This window comes from Legionella donaldsonii (genome assembly GCF_900452385.1).
In the GTDB taxonomy this organism is placed as follows: domain Bacteria; phylum Pseudomonadota; class Gammaproteobacteria; order Legionellales; family Legionellaceae; genus Tatlockia; species Tatlockia donaldsonii.
This window is the reverse complement of record NZ_UGOA01000003.1, coordinates 61610-82224: the sequence shown is the minus strand read 5'-3', so window position 1 is coordinate 82224 and position 20615 is coordinate 61610. Positions and strand designations below refer to the sequence as shown.

The following is a 20615-nucleotide window of genomic DNA, read 5'->3' as shown; positions in this document are numbered from 1 at the left end:
ATTCTGATTAACGCGACCCGTGACGCGGCCTCGGATGCCTTTGCCTTCAATGGGGCGGATGCGCAGTTGATGAACTACACCAATACGGCAAGCCTGCATAAGATGCATCTGGCTGAAACCAACAGTTTCTGGCTGGCAAGCTATCGCCTGCCTTATTACATGACGGTGATGTGGATGCTGACCATCTGTATCTTCCCCCTGGTATTTTTAGTAGCGCTGTTACCAACGCTGCAGAATGTCTTTACCGTCTACCTGCAATCGCAGGTGTTTTTATGGTCTTGGCCGCCCATGTTTATCATCATTCATTTTTTTTGTCTCCTTAGGCGCTTCTAAAACCATGTCAGTCTTTGGTGGAAAGACTGGCGGGGTCAGCTTTTCCAACATTGATACCTTAGCCACCTTATCCAGCGGCTTTGCCTACACGGCAGGTGCTTTGGCGGCGAGTGTGCCTGTCATCGCCTATTACATTACCAAGGGGCTGCCGTCGGTCTTAAGTACAGCCTCCCAGCATTTAGGCGGCATGGCGCAGTCTTTATCGGTCGGTGAAGCGCAGGCGATTGCCCAGGGGAATGTCTCCATGGCTTCTTACAGCGGCTGGAATATGAATTATAGCAACACCAGTGCGAATAAATTCGACAGCAATTATTATCATTCCGAAGGCCAGGCCACCGTACAGACTGCTAATGGGGCTCTCTTAACTGAAACGGCCTCAGGCTCTCGTATTGGCAATGCCCTGCCTGCCATCTCCCATGCTGCAGTCGGAGTGAATCTGTCCGACCGTGTGGTGGACTCCCTGCACCAGTCGGCCAATGACTCGTTTGCCCATGCCTCCCAGCATCGCACAGCGGCTGATAGGCACCTGCAGGCAGGTCTAAGTGAACTGAAGCAGTTTGCCAGTAACGATGCCAATGAATATCGCAGCGGGGAAGGGCTTAGTGATTCAGTTAACGACAGCTATGGCGCTGATTTGCGTCGCATGAAGGATTTGGTAAGCCATTACAATGAACATCATGACAGCTCAAGCCATGTCAGTGCGGAACTTGCAATCGCCGGGAAGATAAACAGCGAGCAGGCTCTGCTCGGTAAATTCATGAAACTGGTCTGGGGCGGGTCGATTGAAGGTTCTGCAACAGGACGCTTTGGTGCCGGCCGGCATGCGAGTACGCAGGAATTTAATAATTCCAGTGAAGGCAAAGCTTTAATGAAACCTTTAATCATCTGGTCAGTACGGCCAGAAACAACCATCTGGATGCAGCTGATTCCTTGCACTTGAGCAAGTCTGAGCAGATTGCTGCCAATTTTTGCCAAAGGCTTGTCCCTAAGTGAACAGGCAAGTAGTGAGTATAGCCATGGGCAACAACTGCAAAAGGCGGCGAGCCATGCAAGCGATCACGCTCAAAGCATTGATATGAATTTAAACCAGCCCTATCACGACTGGGTGGTTGCCCATCACGGGGCTCGTGGTGAGCAGGTGATGCTTCAAACGGACATGGCCAGCATTCAAACCCAGCAGCGCTGGGCGGAGGATTTCTTGAATCCCGCGAGGGTCAAGCGGCCGTCAGTGCGCAGGTTCATTCAGCCCTTGCAACAACAAAAGAGGATTTTCGTGAAAACCATGAACGTGAAGCGCAAGCTTTACACGATAAATCACTTCAAACAGTATTTCATGATTACGCGAATAAAGTCGATAAAAAAGCAGACAGAGAAGGCTTTGTTTTAATGAGTGATGAACAGTTGAATCATGCGGCACAATCGCTTGAAAAATAATCGCAAAAAAGACATTACAAACGAGGCGGAATCAGTTAAAATAAAGGTAGAAAATAATGCCAATACCCAAGCAGTTTCGAATAAGGAATATGATGATGGATTATCAAAAACTAAAGGACGACTTAAAGAGTGATTTGCACACCATTTCCACGCTTGAAATGGATATTGTGCCAGCGAAAGACTATTATGGAGCGTTGCTTTCGGCTGTTCTTAAGTCATCCTTTTTTATGCTGGCGGTCAATGTAGTGGTGCAACTTTGGTTTAAGCTGGTCGGTAGTTACCGTGTCGATTTATCACTTTCTCTGTTGATTAAGACATGGTTTTTAACCCTTGCTTTTTCCCTGATTCCAGTTTTCTTTATCCGCAGCTTTATTCTCTTTGATAAGCTGATTCAATGCCGGCTTAAATCAGAAGATTTTGTCAGAGAAAAAATCTTTCTTTTGGTGAAGATTTACTTCCTTATTTTTTCAATTTCCTATGCCGGAATTAGTTATATGAGTTCCGTCCATGGCGGGCTTGAGTTTTTTGACATTCTCTTTACTCAATTTGGAGCTTGTATTTTCAGCCTTGTGATCACCGGTCTTTTAGCCGGCATCGAAAGCGAGCGTTTAGGCTTTGGCATGCTGATTGAGCTGGTGTCAGCTTTTGGTGAAAAAATGCAGAAAGCAACGCTGTTTTCTTCTGAGGAGCGATGATTTAGCGCTTAAATTTAAGAACAGCGATAACTGACTAAAACAAATAAGCCAGTTTCAGGGACGAGACGGTAATAACATCCTTGGACAGACTTATGTTATTAAAACTACTGCAGTTTATCCGTGGCGGCCAGATTTTTGGCTATAGCACCACCATGATGGCTCAGGTTACCAACCGCATTCTGCATTGGGCAATCATAGGTTATGTGCTGCTTGTTCTTCTGCTGATGATTGGCTCATCACATGAGGAAATCAGGCTGCTTGCACTACAGGCCTACTGTGATTTCCTGCACCATTTACACTATGAAGAAGTGATTGTATGGTCAAAAGCCGGTGTGGGTGGTTTTGATGCGCATTATTTTTTGCATTCACCGGGTATCCAGGCGGCGGTGGAGCAGGCGAAAACAACCCTGTTTAAAAAAAGCATGGCCGCCCTGATTACCGGTGCTTTTATCTATTGTGGCATTACCGTATTTTTTACCCGTTTTTTTATCAAGAAAGGGGAGAAATACAGCCAGGATAAGTTCATTTCAGGAACTCGTCTTGCCAAAACACCCAAGGAAGCCATTCAATCGGTTGAAAAATCACGGCGCGGCAAATCCGATATTCGTCTGTTAAATCAGCTTCCGTTGCCCGCCAGGTCGGAATTCCAGGGAATTTTCTTTCATGGCTCCACAGGAACCGGGAAAACTCAGGCCATCATGCGCCTTTTGGATGAAATTCGCCGCTTAGGTGAGCCTGCCATTATTTATGACAAAGAATGCACCATCAAGCCTTATTTTTTTAATGAGGCGACTGATGTGGAATTAAACCCGGTATCAGCCCTATGTGCTAACTGGGATTTATGGGCGGAATGTGAAAACCCCATGGAGCTTGGCAATCTCGCCACTTATCTCATCCCAAAGTCGGTGCAGGGAAGCGATCCTTTTTGGGTCGATTCTGCCCGTACCATTCTTACCAGTACTGCCTGGCGGATGCGGGGACGGGAAGACCGCAGTGCATTGACCTTATTAAGACTGCTTCTCACGACAAGTCTTGATGAAATGCGCGACCTGCTCAAAGGAACTGAGTCAGAAAACCTTGTCAGCAAAGAAATTGAAAAAACCGCCATTTCCATCAAATCAGTGCTGGCCACCTACACCAAAGCATTGCGTTTTTTAGAAGGGCTTTCCGGGGATAAGGCCTTTTCAATTAAGGGTTGGATTAACGAGGCCAGCCAGCCTTCCCAGTCTGAGAAAGGCTGGCTTTTTATCACATCACGCTCGCAATACCACCGCGAAATCAAGCCGCTTATATCGCTCTGGCTTGGCCTTGCCATGCAGGGGATTCAGTCCTTAAAAGCCAACACCGGCAGGCGAATATGGCTCATTATGGATGAGCTGGCGAGCCTTCACCGCCTGGAGATGCTCTCTGATACCTTAGCCGACATTCGAAAATTTGGCGGCTGCGTTGCTATTGGCATTCAATCCATTTCCCAGCTTGAATTTCTCTATGGTCAACATGAGGCCTATGCCATCTCCGATTTATTCAACACCAGTGTTTATTTTCGAAGTCCCAAAGGCCGCGTAGCGCGCTGGGTATCCGAGGATTTAGGCGAGCAGACGCTGGATGAGGTGAGGGAGAGCCAGTCTTATGGGCCAAACTCCATTCGTGATGGGAACACCATGAGTACACAGCGCATTAAGCGCAAAACGGTGGATGAGGGTGAAATCATGACCCTGGAAGACCAGGAATGTTATATCCGCCTGGCAGGAGACCACCCCATCGCCCGGATGAAATCCGCTTATTTAAAACGCAAAAGCATTACTGAGCCACTCATTGAGCGACCCATTGATTTTGATGCCTTAGACGGTCTGACTAGCGAGATTTTAAATGCTGCGCAAAATCCCTTATGCGATGACGCGGTTAAAAAAATCCAAGTGTTTGAGCAGAGCGCCAACCTAATCATCAATGACGAGAAACGCCTTGAAAACCTGACAGGAATTGATATGGCAGCTATCAATGAATCTTGCCTGCCACAAAAAGACGTTGAAATCCGCTTGTAAAAAAATGAACTCGGCCAACAGGGGCAGGGTTACCACTGGAAAAGGAGAAGGCAATGCCTCGAATGACCAAAACGCACACAACCTCAATCAAAGAAATCGTACTGCATTACTTACACGGTGAGGAGACAGCACTCGTTCGCGCCCGCCTCACCGTGCAGGCTAAGGCATTAAACTGTGATGGAAGGACACTGATTAAATCAATTGGCTTGCCACCCGATGATGCCTTTATCACGGCGATTTTGGGAAGTCTTGCCATTCCTTTGGAAAGACAACGTGAGCTTCTTGGGGAAGCAGATAACCTCTATGAACTACTATTGCTGCTTTATCAGGATAATCATCACCATCTTAAGGCTTTATTTAAACTGATTGACGCCACATCAAAACCAAAAAGCTCACTTTCAGTACTCTTGCCCGTAGTGGGACTCACCGGCAGTGGTGCGCTGGCTTTTTTTAATCGTGACTTAATACGCCAGGCAGCCCTTTGGCTTAAAGAGACCGTTTCCCCCTTTTTAAATCGAGTGGCAAGCCAGATTTTACCCCGTCACTTAGCACTTGCGGGCTTGGTTTACCAGGTTGCAGGCCTCGGAGCTCAGACCTACTCCACACTGAGCAGTTCAAAAAAAGGAACTGCCGCCAAGGCAGGCTCTCTCATTTTTCATGGCTTAAGTGCGGGTTTTGCCATCGCGGCCTACACCCTCTGTTATCTCGCTGCAGGGCTTATGACAACGACAGTGGCCTCACTCTTTGTGGCTTCTGCAGGCATTGATGTGCTGAAAGGATTAGTCACCCTGGTACAAAGCCTTTATACCGATAAAGCCGCCTCATCCCTTTTAAGCACGGATGCGCCCTGGGAGGCTTTAGCCTCTGCCCATCGTGCTGAAAGCCATCGAAGAAATGCCTGGCAGACCGTAGGAATTAAGCTTCTGGCGGCCACAACATCGACCGCAATAGTCACTCTATGGTGCTTTTCGCCGCCTGGGTTGCTGCTTAGTGGCGGCTGTATGGCCGCAATAGCACTGACAGGGTTTGCTAAAACGAGGGCTGTTTCGTGGAATCAGGCACGCCTTGCTGAAAACCTCCAGCATCGTCTTCGTGAGATTAAGGTGTTACCTGAAAGCTCCCTTTGCCCATCAACCCATCCTCTGGCTACTCACCTGAAGGAAAAAGAAAAGCAGCAAGCTATGCAAGATAAAGCCCTGTTACGACGTAAAGAAGCCTTGGATTTGCAGCAAGGTGCCATGACCGAGGTACTTAAAGCCTTAAAGCAGGGGATGAGCAGTCCGGCCAAGGCACTTCTTTCGCTCACCGATTCGAATCTGCCTTTGCAGGCCGCTAATGAAGACGAATTGGACGAAGAGGTTCAACCCACTCGCCTGCCACGCATTGACAAAGAACCGCCTCTTAATCAACAGGTTGCTTCTAATGATTTAGAAGAGGTCTTGCGTTTCACTCAATAAATCTGTTTTTCAAGCAACGTCTCAAGGACGGGCGTTTACTAAAAGGAAAAGCCATGCTCTCAATTAAACCGGTAACAAGTGCTGCTGATGCCCTGCATTACTATTCCGCCAAAGACAATTATTACCTGTCTGACAAAGACGAACTGCAGCAGGCAAGCGCTTGGTATGGGAGGGGGGCTGGCGCTTTGAGCTTAGCAGGCGAAGTCCTGCCCGAGCCCTTTTTAACACTGCTCGAAGGCAAGCTCCCCTCAGGTCAGCAATTAGGGATAAACATCGGAGAGGGTGAGGTCAAGCATCGCCCGGGAACGGACGTCACCCTGTCTGCTCCTAAATCCATCTCAACACTGGCATTAGTCGGCGGCGACAGGCGACTGGTAGATGCGCATAATGCAGCTGTTCGCGAGACTTTTAAGGTGATTGAAACACTAGCTGCTGAGGCAAGAATGACTTTAAATGGGGAAACGCGCTTTGAAAAAACACAAAACCTCGTCGTGGCACTCTTTCAGCATACCACATCCCGTGAGCTCGACCCGCTGCTGCACGACCATGGCGTAATCATGAATATGACGAAGCGTCATGATGGCCAGTGGCGTGCCTTAGCTTCGCGCTCAAAGCAGGATAAATCCCAGTTGGAGCACGGATTTAGGGAGTTTTTATATCAGAATCAGCATTATCTGGGGTTGATTTATAATTCCTCGCTGGCCAAAGGGGTTTGTGAACTTGGGTTTGAGATTGAGATTAAAGACCGCTATGGCAATTTTGAAATCAAAGGGGTGCCAGAGCACTACCTGAAACAAACCTCAAAACGACGAACTCAGATTTTAGACCGTCTTGAAGAAAAAGGACTTTCAGGGGCTAAAGCGGCTGAAATTGCAACCCTTGATACGAGGCAACGTAAAGCCGATATTGATAGTGCCGCCCTTCATCAACAATGGCAAGAAGAAGCAAGGCAGTGCGGCGTTGACTTGGAAGGGCTTATTGCGGAAAGCAAAGTGCGCGGACAGGGTTTAATAACCCCTCTTGAAGGAATTGAAGTGAGTGAGACGGCAAAAGAGGCGATTGATGCGGCTCTTGCTGAATTAAGTCCATTCAGCACTGAAATCAGGCATGGCGATTTAGTCAGAACTGCCTTTATGTTTGCGCGTGCTGCCATCCATCACAGCGAGCTGGAAGAAGAGATTGCGGCGCGCTTTAAGAGCAAAGTCCTTTTGGGGAAGGCAAACACCACTTATACAACCGCCGAATTATTAAAACAGGAAAAGGGATTTATTCGCCAGTTTAAGGTCTCTCGCGGCAGTGCCGAGGCGATTTATACTGAAGCGGGAGGCCTTGCCGGCGAAGTATTAAGTCGCCATGACCGGGTACAGCTTATTGATGTCCATGGCTTAACCCATGAGAAAACTCTGATTGAATCACTCGTGCATGCCAGTGAGGACGCAGGCCTTAAAACGCAGGTGCTTCATCCCGGACGACTGCAGGCAAATCGCTTAACTGCTAATCTTTCACGCGATACCTCAAGCCTTTGGAAGTGGGTTAAATCCTGCTTTAAGGGAGAGCTCGTAAAGACAGTCGCGTCTTTTACTGCAGACGATTCGCTTAAAGAGGGTGTAATCATTGTCCATGATGCGCAAAAGCTTGGGTTTGCGGAGTTAAGCCAGCTTGAGCGCTCTCTTAAGCCCGGGCGTTCACGACTGGTACTGTTAAACAATACCTGTTCTACCGAAGGCTTTCATGCCGGAAGTCCAATCAAAGCACTGAAATCCGCAGGGTTTATCTTAAGGGAATCGACGACCCCGCTTAAAGAAGCAGCCATTGAGATAACCGAGACCTTGGCAACGCATGAGGAACTCGCCAACGCTTATTGCCGTCTGACACTTAAAGAAAGTGAGGTCACACAAGTTGCAGCCCTTACCAATAAGGACGCTGACTTGACTACGGGGTTCGACAATCATTGGAACGAAAAGTTACTCTAAGGATTCCTACTCAGACCATACCAAGTAATTTTTTCCCGTCCTCTCGTAACTCACCTGTAGGTGATACATGCCGATATAAAGTTTGTTTTGTAATTCCGAGTTCTTCACATAACGGTCCTATTTTAGTTTCAAGTTGACCTAAAGCAGCCATCGCAAGTCTTAGTTTTGCTTGAGTCATTTTGTAGGGACGGCCACCTTTCCGTCCACGGGCACGGGCAGATGCTATTCCAGCGAGTGTACGTTCCTTAATCATTTCTCGTTCAAACTCTGAAAGTGCTGCAAAAATACCAAATACCAATTTCCCAGCAGCTGTTGTTGTATCAATAGCGGCACCATGACCTGTAAGAACTTTTAAGCCAATTTTTCTTGCGGTTAATTCATGAACTGTATTAACGAGATGGTGAAGATTACGTCCTAGGCGATCTAATTTCCATACAATTAATATATCACCTTCTCGCAGGGCTTTTAGGCAGTTTTGAAGTCCAGGTCTGTCATCACGCTTACCTGATGCATGATCTTGATAAATTGATTCTTCTTTAACACCCTCAGCCAATAGAGCATCTCTTTGTAAATCGGTTGTCTGCGATCCATCTGCCTTTGATACACGGGCATATCCAATGAGCATTTTTTATCCTTTATCATTATGGTGATTAAGTCACATAAACGACCGGTTATGTGACTCAACGAAAGCATTCCTCAGAATAAATAAAATTAGTCACTTTACTGGTAACTAAATTAACGTCTTTTAAACCATATTTCAAATTGATTATGTAACTTGCATTGAGGTACTATCCCGGCCTTTGTTTATGGGATATTTCTGGACAAGCATGCCTGTTGATTTTTTAACTGATGAACAATATCAGAGCTACGCTCGTTATCCTGATAAACTTTCTCAAGAGCAACTCGACAAATATTTTTACCTTGATGACAAGGATAGGGAGTTAATCAATACATGTCGTCGTGATTACAACAAGCTTGGTTATGCTTTGCAATTGACTACGATTAGATTTCTAGGAACCTTTCTTCCTAATCCAATTAATGTACCAAACAATGTTATTTGCTATCTTGCAAAACAATTAGAGATGGAACCTACAGAAGACATTAAATTTTACCTGGATCGAAAAGCTACTCGATCCGCACATTGCAATGAAATCAAGACGCTTTTTGATTATAAAGATCTCAGCGATATCTGGGGATATCGATTAACTCGCTGGTTATACTCTCAAGCTTGGTATGGTAATGAAAGACCCGGTATTTTATTTGAACGCTGTATATTATGGCTTGTTAACAAAAAAATTATTTTGCCAGGCATTAGTACCTTAACCATTTTAATAGCAAAGGTTCGAGATCGAGCATCAAAGCGATTATGGCAACGACTGACCTTATTGGTGAATAATAATCGTAAAGAACAACTGGAAAATTTATTGCTGACTCCAAAAGGAAGTCGCTACAGTAAACTTGATGAATTAAAAAAGGGGCCTACGCACATCAGTAGCACAGGATTAGTGAAGGCTTTTCGACGTTATCAGTGTATACGTGACTTGGGCATAGGCCAAATAGATATTGGCAATATACCGAAAGCAAAGATTAATCACCTGGCGAGATATGTCACTGTGTCGTGGGCACCGTCGATTGCAAGAATGCCTGATGACAGACGTATTGCTGTATTATTTTCTTTTGCTTATGTTTATGAAATCAAGGCACTGGATGATGCTTTGGATTTGTTGGATATGTTAATCACTGAAATCACCGCGGAGGCAAAACGATTAGGAGAGAGAAAGCGCATTCGTAGTTTGGGTGATTTAGATAAAGCTGCATTGAAGCTGTCTGATTTTGGGGATTTATTTTTAAAACACGAGAAGGACGATAACCTACCCAACGTCATTTACAAAGCCATTTCCAGAGATATTATTACGAATGCTGTAGAAGTCATTCGACAGATTGCAAAACCGAATCATGATAAATATTATGATGAGTTGCTTGAGCAGTACAAAACTGTACGCAGGTTCTTACCAATCTTACTCAATACTGTCAAATTTCAAACTACTAAAGAAGGAAAGCCAGTACAAGCTGCTATAGAATTTTTAGCGGCTATGGAGGGTAAACGTAAACCTTCATTTCAAAATGCACCCCTCGAAATTGTAAATTCTGGTTGGCGAAATATTGTTATCAAAGCCAAAACCAAAGAAATCGATAGGCCAGGTTATACCTTATGTGCCATGGATCATTTACAAGCTAATATGCGCAGCCGTGATATACATGTTGTGAATAGTGAGCGCTGGTGCGATCCGCGCGCTAAATTATTAAAGGGGTTAGCCTGGGAGCAATATAAGATCCCTGTATGCCGATCACTAAATCTATGTATAGATTTTGATGAAGCATTTGAGCATTTGTCTATAAAATTGGAGAATTCCTATCAGGATGTGATTGAAAGATTATCCAAAAATGATGCAGTTGAGATCGTTAAAAACAATAAGGGTAAAGACAGGATCAAATTATCCAGATTAGAAAAATTGGATGAACCTGAAAGCCTGAAAATGTTAAAGGATAAAGTGGATAGCTTGATGCCTCGGATTGATTTTCCAGAACTATTGCTCGAAGTCGACCACATGTCAGATTTTACTGATGAATGTACCCATATTAGTGATAATAATTCACGGGTTTCTGGAATTGAGGTTTCATTATGCGCGGTAATCATGGCGGAAGCGTGTAATATTGGGCTTGAACCATTAATTGATGAATACAGTCCGCAACTAACACGGAATCGATTAAGTTGGGTGCAGCAAAATTGCATTCGCGCAGAAACTATTGCCAGATCCAATGCACGACTAGTGGATATCCACTCTCAGCAGCCTCTTGCAAAAAAAATGGGCACAGGTAATATTGCCTCAGCTGATGGCATCAGATTTTCTTGCGCGGTAAAAACAGTGAACTCGGGACCTAATAAAAAATATTATGGACCAAAACGAGGATTAACCTATTACAATTTTATATCGGATCAAAGTACAGGATTTCATGGAATTGTCATCACAGGCACCTTGCGTGATTCGCTTTACCTACTGGATGGGATGCAAGATCAACAAACAAGTCTTGATATTAAAGAGATCATGACAGATACCGCTGGTGCGAGTGAAATAATCTTTGCCTTGTTTTGGTTATTAGGATACCAATTTAGCCCAAGGATTGCAGATGTTGGAGGAGCAAGATTTTGGAGAATCAATCCTAAAGCTGACTATGGTTCTTTGAATGATATTTCTAACCATAAAATTAGTGAGAACTCCATGCGAAAGCATTGGGAAGACATTTTACGGGTTGCTGCCTCATTGAAATTAGGCCACGTCAGTGCTTCAGATTTAATACGTTCTTTGTTTAGAAAAAATAGGCCTTCTGGTTTAGCTAAAGCATTAATGAATTTGGGTCGTATTATCAAGACTCTGTATCTGCTTAATTATATCGATAGTGAAGAATATAGACGCCATATTTTAGGACAACTCAACAAAGGTGAAAGCCGCCACAGCCTGGCGCGCACTGTGTATCATGGACGTCGAGGCGAAATATATGAAAAATATCGCGAGGGGCAAGAAGATCAACTTAATGCACTCGGATTGGCAACTAACGCGATTGTATTGTGGAATACAGTTTATATGCAGGCTGCATTAGATTATTTGCGTGCACAAGGTGAAGTGATAAAGGAAGAAGATGAGGCACGGTTATCTCCATTAGGGCGAAAGCATATTAATTTCTTAGGGCATTTTTCATTTATGCTGCCTAAATTTGTTGCGGAAGGACAATTAAGGTCACTGAACACGTCAAATGTGACTGAAAAGCTAGATCTGGCTTAAAGATTTTTGCTTAGAGTAACTTTTCGTTCCAATGATTGTCACACCCCTAATTTCATTGGCCATAATAATCTCTATTTGCTGTCAATTTGAAGTGTACTCTATTCTGACCCTACGTTTCGCACCAAGATAAACGATTTTTATAATTATTCTGTTCAATAGCCAGGCAGGAGAAGCCTGTGCCACGCGCAGATTCTGCGGCAAGTCCATAGATTTCAAGAGCATACTGACCAAAATAAGAAATGATTTGTTGATGTACTGGTTTTAGATTAGTTACCACACGATGTTTTTGATCGTTTGTCAGGATGGTTACAACAGCTATCACGTTCATCAGCTCAGCAATCCATTTCATTGTGGGATTTTGTACTGGCTTACCCAGCTGATTGGGAAGTGCTTCATCATGCTCCTTTAAGCATTGCCTGATGTGAGCTTGAGCAAAATTGTACACCATGAGACAAAGCGTCATTACCATCATCAAGGCTGTAATTCGCTCAGGTGTTTTAAGGAAGAAAGAGTCCAGTTCGAAGGCATTGTTTTTCATGAATTTAAAGCTTGATTCGACACAGGATTGCTCTTTATATTGTTGAAGCATGGCATGATTATTCAATAGCGAGCTATCACATTGATTACTGGCCAAAATAAAGCGTCCCAGTGTTTCTTTTTTAGCACCCACCCTCTCCAGACAGGTAGAAAGACAGGCTTGTATTTGATATCCAATCACCATTTTTTGAGCTCCAGGTTTTGGGCGACCTTTCCCTGTATGGCGTTCAACAGGTAGAATCTCATAATGAATTTGGTGGTATTTGAGTGATTTGATGAGCGGTTTTAATGCCTGCTTTGCATCGTCAGGACATTGAAAGACCTGGTGACCAAGATGCCATAAGGATTTAATGAGCTCTTGAGATTTTTTATCCAAATGCCTCTGAAAAGTCTTTAGCTCTCGCAACCTCGCCTGTTGCGACTCAATCAAAACCCAGCGTTGTGGAATACCATAAAGAACCGTTTCATGAACACTTCCACGATAGTTTGCATCAAACGGCTCCCAGGTCAGAGCATCACAAGGCTTGTTCAACAATACTTTGGCTTCATTAAGCTGTGCAGGTACTCGGGTTATCCAAAACACGTTATTGAGGCTTGCCAACTGCTCTGGAACATAAAAGGCGGCATCAACCACAAAACAAAGGCCATCAGGCATCCCATGAATACTTTGTGTAAACGCTTGCACCCTCCTAACCGTCTCTTGGAAACTTGTTTTATCACTACTATTCCCATCTAAGGCCTCCATCCATAAGGGGATATTCGCAGCTCCTCCTTGTACTAGTGACAGCATCACTTGCTTTAGATCAGAGCGATTCGCTTTGGAATATCCGTAGTCTGGTTGCGCAATCCCGGGCGCGGCCTCTTCTGTGTCATAGCGGCCGTAAAGAACAAAGCTTGTACTGTCTAAATGCAGTCTCTGGCTTAGTAAATTTTTTTCTCGGGCAATCTCAAAAGCCAATTCCGAATAAAGCCTGGTCACACCGTATTCTGCGATTTTATCCAGGCAGCGACCAAGACTGTCATCATTCAGGTGTGCCGCGTCTAGTTCTGAACCAAGCAGTTGAGCCACAGGCTTATCTTGGAAAAAATGCGGCGTCATATACAACCGGCTATTCATAAAACCCAACCCATTGATAACCATCGCCGCTACTCGACGACCATAGCTTACCACGCCTCCTTTTTTTTCATTTAACTCAAGGCGTGCATCAATTCTCTCTATTATCCCTAATTCTCTAATCGTTGCTGCAACAAGTCCTAAATGCCCCAATTGCTCTGAACTTACTGTATCTCGATTCAGCATCCTTCTCTCCAATAGGTCTTTGGGAGACAAGGGTACCTGATTCTTCTCTTGTGGGCTGTGATCTTTTTCTTATATCGGCTTGATCTTTTTCTCAATTTAACTAATGCGATAATTCCTTGGGGATAATTCTAATTTTAGCTTTTTCATGCTGCGGAATGTCCGCTGACGTCAGGAGGAAAGGAAATACTCTGTCAATTTAGAGTTAGTATTATATTTTATTGACACAAGTGAATCAACCTCTTAAACTTCAACCTGACACTTATTCGTTTTTATGGTTAATATCATGTCAGGTAAGAGAATTGGTTACATTCGAGTCAGTAGCTTTGAGCAGAATCCAGAACGACAACTCGAAGGAATCACACTTAACAAAAAATTTATAGATAAAGCCTCCGGAAAAAATACTGCACGTCCACAACTTGAAGCCATGCTCGATTATGCGCGTGATGGCGATACCATCATTATACACAGCATGGATCGGTTGGCGCGCAATTTAGATGATCTACGTAAACTAGTAACACAATTGACTTCCCAACAAATTAGAGTTGAATTTGTGAAAGAAAATTTAACATTCACAGGCGAAGATTCGCCAATGTCAACGTTGTTGTTATCTGTCATGGGCGCATTCGCTGAGTTTGAACGCTCATTAATTAAAGAGCGTCAAATGGAAGGGATCGTTCTTGCTAAGAAGCGTGGCGCTTATAAAGGCCGGAAGGCTGCTTTATCTCAGGAACAAATTGACGAAATAAAAAAACGTGTGACTCAAGGAGATAAGAAAAGTCATATCGCACGTGATTTTAGTATTAGCCGCGAAACGTTATACCAATATTTAAGAAAATAAGGCTGATTTATTAATGAAACAACAGCCCAGACTTTCTGAAGATGAAATTATTCGCGATTGGTCTTTAAGCACTGACGATTCGATCTTCATTAAAAAATTTAGGAAACAATACCAATTATGGGGATTTCTGCAGGTTTGTGCCTTGAGATTATTTGGCCAGCTTCTGGATAATCCCAACACGCTTGATACTCGTATTATTGGACATGCTTGTAAATTATTGGGGTTAGACATTGTTGGTACCGTTAATTTGCCAATGCGTGATGCCACAAGAACTGACTACAAGAAATCAATTTTCTCGCATTTAAATTTCAGGCCATTCAATGATGCCAAAGCTATTTTTTATGATTGGCTGCAACAGAAAATGCAGACAGGAATGCTGATCCCAGAAAAACTAATTTCAGAAGCCGAAGTCTTTTTGATCGTCAACCAAGTTGCTTTGCCAACGCTGTATTATTTGAAGCGTGAAATCAATTCTTTTTGCTCAAAGCATCAAGAAAAAATATTTTCTGGAATTTATCAGCAGCTATCTGAAGCATTGATTGACATGATTGATGACATGCTTGAAATTATCCCTGACGAAGACATCACGTGGTTTCAAAAATTTAAGGAATATCCTGGTTCTAGTAGCATTTCGGTGTTGCAAGACTATTTCGAACGCTATCAAAAAGTTGAAAAAATAGACTTGTCGTTGGTCGATACCGGCACTGTAGATTCTGATCTTGCTAGATATTTTTATCAACTTGCCAAGCACTATGATGCTTATCAGATAAAACGCTTTAAACCATCAAAGCGTTACGCTTTAATGGTACTATTTTTGGCAGAATCAAAAAAAGTCCTTATGGATTACCTTATTCAATTACATGATCAATATATTTCCAATATATGCCGTGAATGCCGAAATGCACATCTGAAAACTTTGAAGCTTTATAAGAATAAAAATGAACGCGCTATTGATAAGATCGAGCGCTTTATCGACTTTATTTTGGCTCAAGAAGATGATCACAGTTTATCGGTTAGTGATCTTTATTCACATTCAACCGAAAAGTCTGATCTACAGCAGGCTAGAAATGATATGCACGAATACCAGGTGCTGAGCCGTTTTGGTTATGCCAAGCTAATTCAAAACCGTTATAGCAGCATGCGCCGCTATTTTGCTGATTTTATTCAATTGCCATTTCTGATTGAAAAAGGCGGTCAGTCATTAGAGCAATCAATTGAACTGGTACGCAAACTCGATAAACAAGAAATTGCTAAGATACCCAGTGATATGGACACTAAATTCATGGATGGGCAATTAACTATTGCCATGCGAGATAAGAATGGGGAAATTAAACGCAATCTTTGGGAAATGGGACTTGCCGTTGCGATTAAAGATGGTTTTCGATCTGGCGATTTATACGTTGAGCGCAGTAACAAATATGCCTCTTTTTGGAACTTGATATATCAAGATTGTGAGTGGCAGCGAGAAAAAGAAAATAGCTATCAAGCGCTAGAGATTATGCAAGATGCAGAGCATGCAGTAGGCAAAATTATTGCGAATTTCCATAGTTCAGCTGCGATTGCTGCCAATCGCTTTAAAAGCGATGATTTTGCTGACATTAAAAACGGCAAGCTATTGCTGAAAAGAAAAGACAAAATCGATATTCCCGATGATGCAGAACGCTTACAGGCACTGATAAATTCATATATGCCGAAAATAAAAATAGAGCAACTATTAATTGAAGTTGATCACATAACAGGATTTACCAAACACTTTACCCCGATTCATGGACAAAAGGGGAGACCACAAAATTTTTATAAAACCTTAATTGCCAGCATTTTGGCACAAGCAACTAATATTGGCCTTGTAACTATGGAGAATTGCACACCAGATATCACTGCAAAAATGATGCGTTATGTTACCGATACCTGCATTCGGGAAGAAACTATCAAATCTGCTAATGCAGAATTGGTGAATCAACATACGCAACTAGACTTAAGCCAAAACTATGGGGATGGAAAAATGTCATCTTCAGATGGGCAACGCTTTATTATTACTGCAAGCAGCCTGCTGTCGTCATACTACCCAAGATACGCGGGCTACTACGATAAAATGATTGGCGTATACACGCACACATCAAACCAACTATCAGTACTTAATACGCAAGCTATTTCATGCGCACCACGCGAATCGCTTTATGTCATTGATGGCTTGTTAGATAACAACACCATTCTCGCAATTAAAGAACACACCACGGATACAGAAGGCTTTACTGAGCACGTGTTTGCACTGTGCTATTTACTTGGTATTCGGTTTATGCCGAGAATTAAAGATCTAAAATCTCAGCAACTTTATCGCATTGATAAAGAAATTGCTTACGGTGAATTGGACTCTCTGCTAACTAAAACCGCATCTATTGAAGTGGTGATAGAACAGTTTGACCAAATGGTACGAGTGGCAGCCTCTTTGAAAAAGAAGCTCAGTCCTGCTCATGAAATTATTAGGCGGTTATCGAAAGGCTCTCCATCTGACAAGCTATCAAAAGCATTTACACAATTAGGCCGAATACTTAAAACAGAGTATATTTTACAATACATTACTGACAAGGACATTCGAGATAAAGTTCAACGCCAATTAAACAAAGGAGAACATCGCCATCAATTAGCGCGCTGTATTTTTTTTGCAAACCAAGGAAAATTTCAAGTTGGTGACTACGAAGAAATCATGAATAAAGCAAGCTGCTTAAGCCTAGTATCGAATGCTGTATTATATTGGAATACGATGAAAATGACAGAAATTATTACCCAACTTAAAAACAACGGCGAAGTTATAAGCGATAATACACTAACTCATATATCACTTTTACCACATAAGCATTTGATTACGATGGGTACTTATTTTACCGATGCAGCTATTGATCAATCGGAAATAGAGGATGTGGGAGAATTTACGGTTTTAGAGCAAATTTAGATGTCAAACCGTAAATTCTGACACGGATGGGGTCGCTACCCCATTTATCGTAATAGCCGCGATGCCTGCACGGTCATTAAGAAGGATTTAATGGCATTAAGTGAGGCTCTTATCTCGCCAAAAGCTCAAGATTCCAACATGATTGCAGAGACAGCACTTTCCTTTGCCACCGCAAAACTGGCTGAGCGCGAAGCCGCTTTTGACCACAAGGAACTTTTGATGGAAGCCATGGTCTTTGCCATGGGAAAAGCCTCCCTTGCTGACATTGAGCAGGCGATTGCGGATAAAGAAGCCCAGGGTGATTTAATGCATGCCAATACCCGCTGGGTGGTTCGCGAAGCCTATCTTCTTGAGAAAAAAATACTGAGCAATAATCGTGAAGGGCAGGGGGTAGTTCAACCCATCATGGCAGAGTCTGCCATCAGTCTGCCGGAAACACTGACCCAGGGACAAAAGGAGGCAGTGACCTTAAGCCTTACAACTTCTGACCGCTTTGTGACCGTGCAGGGATTGGCGGGAACCGGTAAAACCACCATGATGCGTGAGATTAAACGACTGGCAGAAAACAGTGGATTCAAGGTGCAAGGGCTCGCTCCCATGAACACCTCCAAGGACGAGCTTCAACGTGCCGGCATTGGTGCCTCAACCATTGCCTCGTTTTTAACCTTGGATACGCCTTATCCTGAAAAATGCCTTTTTATTGTGGATGAAGCCTCGATGATTGGCAATGAGGATTATCTTTATTTGCAGGAAAAAGCAAAAACCTTAAACGCCCGCCTCTTGTTTGCCGGTGACCGAACTCAGATGCAATCCCCTGCAAGCGGCATCCCCCATGAGTTGACCCTTGAAACAAAAACGCAAGCGTCAGCCCAGATGGATGAAATCCTTCGCCAGTCCCCCAATCCGGTATTAAAAAAAGCGGTGGTACATGCCTCTAACCGAGAGATTGAGTCTTCTTTTGCAACGCTTTCCACCATTAATCCCGAGAAGCACATTAAGCGACTTAATCAAGAGAGCAGGCCGCTGGAATCAGTCGTAACGGTTGATTGCCGCGATGAAAAAGGGGGGATGGATTATCACCGCATTTATCAAGCCATTGCAGAGGATTATTTAACCCGTCTGCCAGAGCAGCAGGCCGAGACCTTGGTCATTGCCCATGCCCATGAAGACCGGGCGGCGATTAATGCCTTAATCCGTGACGGATTAAAAGCGCAGGGGGTAGTGGCTGGCGAAGAGGTCTTTGTTAAACGCCTTGTCGCACGACACCTCACGCAAGCGGAACTTCTTACTACCGCCTCTTATAAACCAGGCGATATGCTGCGCTTTAATGCCTCCTATTCCGTCGCACGCAGGGGAGACTATTTTAAGGTGTCAGGCATTGACGAAAAACTCAACCGTCTTCACTGCCAGGATTCTCAAGGCCTAGAATTTTCCATCAACCCCGCCCTCATTGCAGGAGCAACCAGGCTGTCCGTTTATGAAGAAAAGGAAGGGTTACTTGCGGCAGGAGACAGGATTTGCTTACGGCTGACTGACAAACGGCGCGGCCATATTGCCAATAAAGACTACACCGTGGCATCAATAGCCGGTCATCAGGCAGCTCTTAAACATCAGGAAGAGACCCTGCAACTGGATTTAACTCAGCACAAAGACTGCCACTGGGATTATGCCTACACCGCGACCGCTTTAGGTGCTCAGGGTTCCACCGCCACCTTTGTTTTAGCGCTTGAATTGGCCAAGCGAAGCAAGGCCACAACGCATCGTTCGCATGAAATTGATATCACCCGCGCTCGCCAGCAGGTTACCCTCTATACTGAAAACAAGGAGGCGCTGATTAAGCGCCTGTCTACCCTCAAAGGGGATAAAACATCAGCCTGGCAAACCTATGAAACAGCGCAAATAAATCAACCTAAAATCGGCCAATCCAATACCCACCGCCCTTTAAATCCCGCAAAGACTCAGATTTCAGCGGAAGTACTCAATAAAGAATTAACCCATCAAATGGCATCGCTGACCCATCACTTATTGGGCGAGCCTAACCATAGTTTGTCTTCGAAAACGAATCTTCGTTATGGCAGCAAGGGAAGTTTAAGTATTAATTTAGGCAAAGGCTTATGGTTTAACTTTGAAACGGGAGAGAAAGGCAATGCGCTCCAATTAATCGCAGCACAAATGGGTTTTAACGATTTTAAAGATACCTTAGATTATGCCAAAACGTTCATAAACCACCGTGAAGAGAATTATAGAACTGAAAAACCGCGTGTAAAAAAGAAAGAGCCGGTCATTAAGGAGAGCCCGAACAAAAAGGCCTATGCGCAAAAACTTTATGCCCAGAGCGTTCCATTGGAAGGAACCTTAGGCGAACGCTACCTCAAACACCACAGGCATCTTACAGACTATGCGCAGGCGCAATTACGCTTTCTTCCTGCTATTGCGACCTGGCATCAGGGTAAAAAAGCAGCCGTGCCAGCCGTTCTTGCCGTAGCCAAAGACTTAAAGGGCGAGGTCAATCATGCGCAAGTGATTCGCTTAAACCCCTTAACAGGGGAAAAAGATAAACAGTCAACCTTTATCAAGCAAACCTACGGTTCCCCGAAGGGTTTTGCTATTGATTTAAATCCCAATGCACAAAGCAAGGCATCCTGGTTTTGCGAGGGACTGGAAACAGGGTTAAGTGTAGTCAGTGCTGACAAGTCACTGAGCGTTAAAGCTCTTTTGGGTAAATCTAACTTCTTATCAATTGATCCAAACACAGTGGGTAAGCAGGTTGTTTTTTGTCTTGACAATGACGGCAATAAAACCTTCAGCGATCTCATCATTGCCAAAGCCACAGCACGCCTTTTAGAGGCAGGGAAATCAGTATTTATCGTGATGCCGGAAACGAAAGGAGACGATTTTAATGATGTACTAAGACGTGATGGTTTGGGAGTATTAAAACGGCAATTAACAACGTTGAATGATGCGAAATTAATGCTTAAAAACCAGATGGATTCTTTAACTAAAGACCATCCAGAGGCTAACATTAAAGGCGACCTATCTTCCTTGATAGATCATAATATAACGACCGCCAATCAGCAGAGCATAGCCATAAAATCAATGCCAATAAATACTCAGAAAGAGATGGAAATCACAAGGTAATACGCCTATAGTTCATTAATAAATATGCAGCTACTACGCTACTTAAGACCATTGTTATGAATAAGTGTGATAATCC

13 protein-coding genes are annotated in these 20615 nt (G+C 43.8%); 11 read left to right on the top strand and 2 right to left on the bottom strand.

The features are described 5' to 3' along the window. The 7 genes from DYC89_RS16375 to mobF all read left to right on the top strand — a co-directional run. On the top strand, positions 1-333 hold a 333-nt coding region (locus DYC89_RS16375; protein WP_181879472.1), incomplete at its 5' end, for a conjugal transfer protein TraG N-terminal domain-containing protein. Next, positions 236-1273, top strand: a complete 1038-nt coding sequence (locus DYC89_RS16370) for a hypothetical protein (protein ID WP_147285524.1) — start codon at positions 236-238, stop codon at positions 1271-1273. The genes DYC89_RS16375 and DYC89_RS16370, both read left to right, overlap by 98 nt. Positions 1274-1288: 15 nt before the next feature. Then, positions 1289-1720 (top strand): hypothetical protein, encoded by a 432-nt coding sequence (locus DYC89_RS16365; protein WP_115222964.1) that lies wholly within the window; start codon positions 1289-1291, stop codon positions 1718-1720. Between the two features lie 142 nt (positions 1721-1862). Next, on the top strand, positions 1863-2462 hold the full coding sequence (locus DYC89_RS16360) for a hypothetical protein (protein ID WP_115222885.1): 600 nt from the start codon (positions 1863-1865) through the stop codon (positions 2460-2462). 92 nt (positions 2463-2554) lie between these two features. After that, positions 2555-4504 carry a type IV conjugative transfer system coupling protein TraD gene (gene traD / locus DYC89_RS16355; RefSeq protein ID WP_115222884.1) on the top strand — a complete coding sequence of 650 codons (1950 nt, stop codon included), beginning with the start codon at positions 2555-2557 and terminating at the stop codon, positions 4502-4504. A 53-nt stretch (positions 4505-4557) separates the two neighbouring features. Beyond that, positions 4558-5961 (top strand): hypothetical protein, encoded by a 1404-nt coding sequence (locus tag DYC89_RS16350; protein WP_115222883.1) that lies wholly within the window; start codon positions 4558-4560, stop codon positions 5959-5961. A gap of 53 nt (positions 5962-6014) precedes the next feature. Continuing rightward, positions 6015-7934 carry a MobF family relaxase gene (gene mobF / locus DYC89_RS16345; RefSeq protein ID WP_115222882.1) on the top strand — a complete coding sequence of 640 codons (1920 nt, stop codon included), beginning with the start codon at positions 6015-6017 and terminating at the stop codon, positions 7932-7934. A 10-nt stretch (positions 7935-7944) separates the two neighbouring features. On the opposite strand, the gene DYC89_RS16340 is transcribed toward mobF, so the two are convergent. Continuing rightward, a complete protein-coding gene (locus DYC89_RS16340; protein ID WP_115222855.1) occupies positions 7945-8559 on the bottom strand; it encodes a recombinase family protein in 615 nt (204 codons plus the stop codon). A gap of 202 nt (positions 8560-8761) precedes the next feature. Between DYC89_RS16340 and DYC89_RS16335 the strand changes: the two genes are divergently transcribed. Beyond that, on the top strand, positions 8762-11776 hold the full coding sequence (locus DYC89_RS16335; RefSeq protein WP_115222856.1) for a Tn3 family transposase: 3015 nt from the start codon (positions 8762-8764) through the stop codon (positions 11774-11776). A gap of 109 nt (positions 11777-11885) precedes the next feature. On the opposite strand, the gene DYC89_RS16330 is transcribed toward DYC89_RS16335, so the two are convergent. Further along, positions 11886-13613 carry an IS1634 family transposase gene (locus DYC89_RS16330; protein WP_115220201.1) on the bottom strand — a complete coding sequence of 576 codons (1728 nt, stop codon included), beginning with the start codon at positions 13611-13613 and terminating at the stop codon, positions 11886-11888. Between the two features lie 283 nt (positions 13614-13896). Between DYC89_RS16330 and DYC89_RS16325 the strand changes: the two genes are divergently transcribed. From DYC89_RS16325 to DYC89_RS16315, 3 genes are all read left to right on the top strand, one after another. After that, positions 13897-14451, top strand: a complete 555-nt coding sequence (locus DYC89_RS16325) for a recombinase family protein (RefSeq protein ID WP_115222350.1) — start codon at positions 13897-13899, stop codon at positions 14449-14451. A 13-nt stretch (positions 14452-14464) separates the two neighbouring features. Beyond that, complete coding sequence (locus tag DYC89_RS16320; RefSeq protein ID WP_115222351.1) at positions 14465-17401, top strand: Tn3 family transposase; 2937 nt, start codon at positions 14465-14467, stop codon at positions 17399-17401. 90 nt (positions 17402-17491) lie between these two features. Further along, on the top strand, positions 17492-20539 hold the full coding sequence (locus tag DYC89_RS16315; RefSeq protein WP_115222962.1) for an AAA family ATPase: 3048 nt from the start codon (positions 17492-17494) through the stop codon (positions 20537-20539). Positions 20540-20615 lie beyond the last annotated feature (76 nt).

What these genes read in the sequence shown, in the direction of transcription:
- DYC89_RS16370 (WP_147285524.1), top strand. Translation starts at nt 236, where the DNA reads ATGTCTTTACCGTCTACCTGCAATCGCAGGTGTTTTTATGGTCTTGGC.
- DYC89_RS16360 (WP_115222885.1), top strand. Translation starts at nt 1,863, where the DNA reads ATGGATTATCAAAAACTAAAGGACGACTTAAAGAGTGATTTGCACACC.
- traD (WP_115222884.1), top strand. Translation starts at nt 2,555, where the DNA reads ATGTTATTAAAACTACTGCAGTTTATCCGTGGCGGCCAGATTTTTGGC.
- DYC89_RS16350 (WP_115222883.1), top strand. Translation starts at nt 4,558, where the DNA reads ATGCCTCGAATGACCAAAACGCACACAACCTCAATCAAAGAAATCGTA.
- mobF (WP_115222882.1), top strand. Translation starts at nt 6,015, where the DNA reads ATGCTCTCAATTAAACCGGTAACAAGTGCTGCTGATGCCCTGCATTAC.
- DYC89_RS16340 (WP_115222855.1), bottom strand. Translation starts at nt 8,559, where the DNA reads ATGCTCATTGGATATGCCCGTGTATCAAAGGCAGATGGATCGCAGACA.
- DYC89_RS16335 (WP_115222856.1), top strand. Translation starts at nt 8,762, where the DNA reads ATGCCTGTTGATTTTTTAACTGATGAACAATATCAGAGCTACGCTCGT.
- DYC89_RS16330 (WP_115220201.1), bottom strand. Translation starts at nt 13,613, where the DNA reads ATGCTGAATCGAGATACAGTAAGTTCAGAGCAATTGGGGCATTTAGGA.
- DYC89_RS16325 (WP_115222350.1), top strand. Translation starts at nt 13,897, where the DNA reads ATGTCAGGTAAGAGAATTGGTTACATTCGAGTCAGTAGCTTTGAGCAG.
- DYC89_RS16320 (WP_115222351.1), top strand. Translation starts at nt 14,465, where the DNA reads ATGAAACAACAGCCCAGACTTTCTGAAGATGAAATTATTCGCGATTGG.
- DYC89_RS16315 (WP_115222962.1), top strand. Translation starts at nt 17,492, where the DNA reads ATGGCATTAAGTGAGGCTCTTATCTCGCCAAAAGCTCAAGATTCCAAC.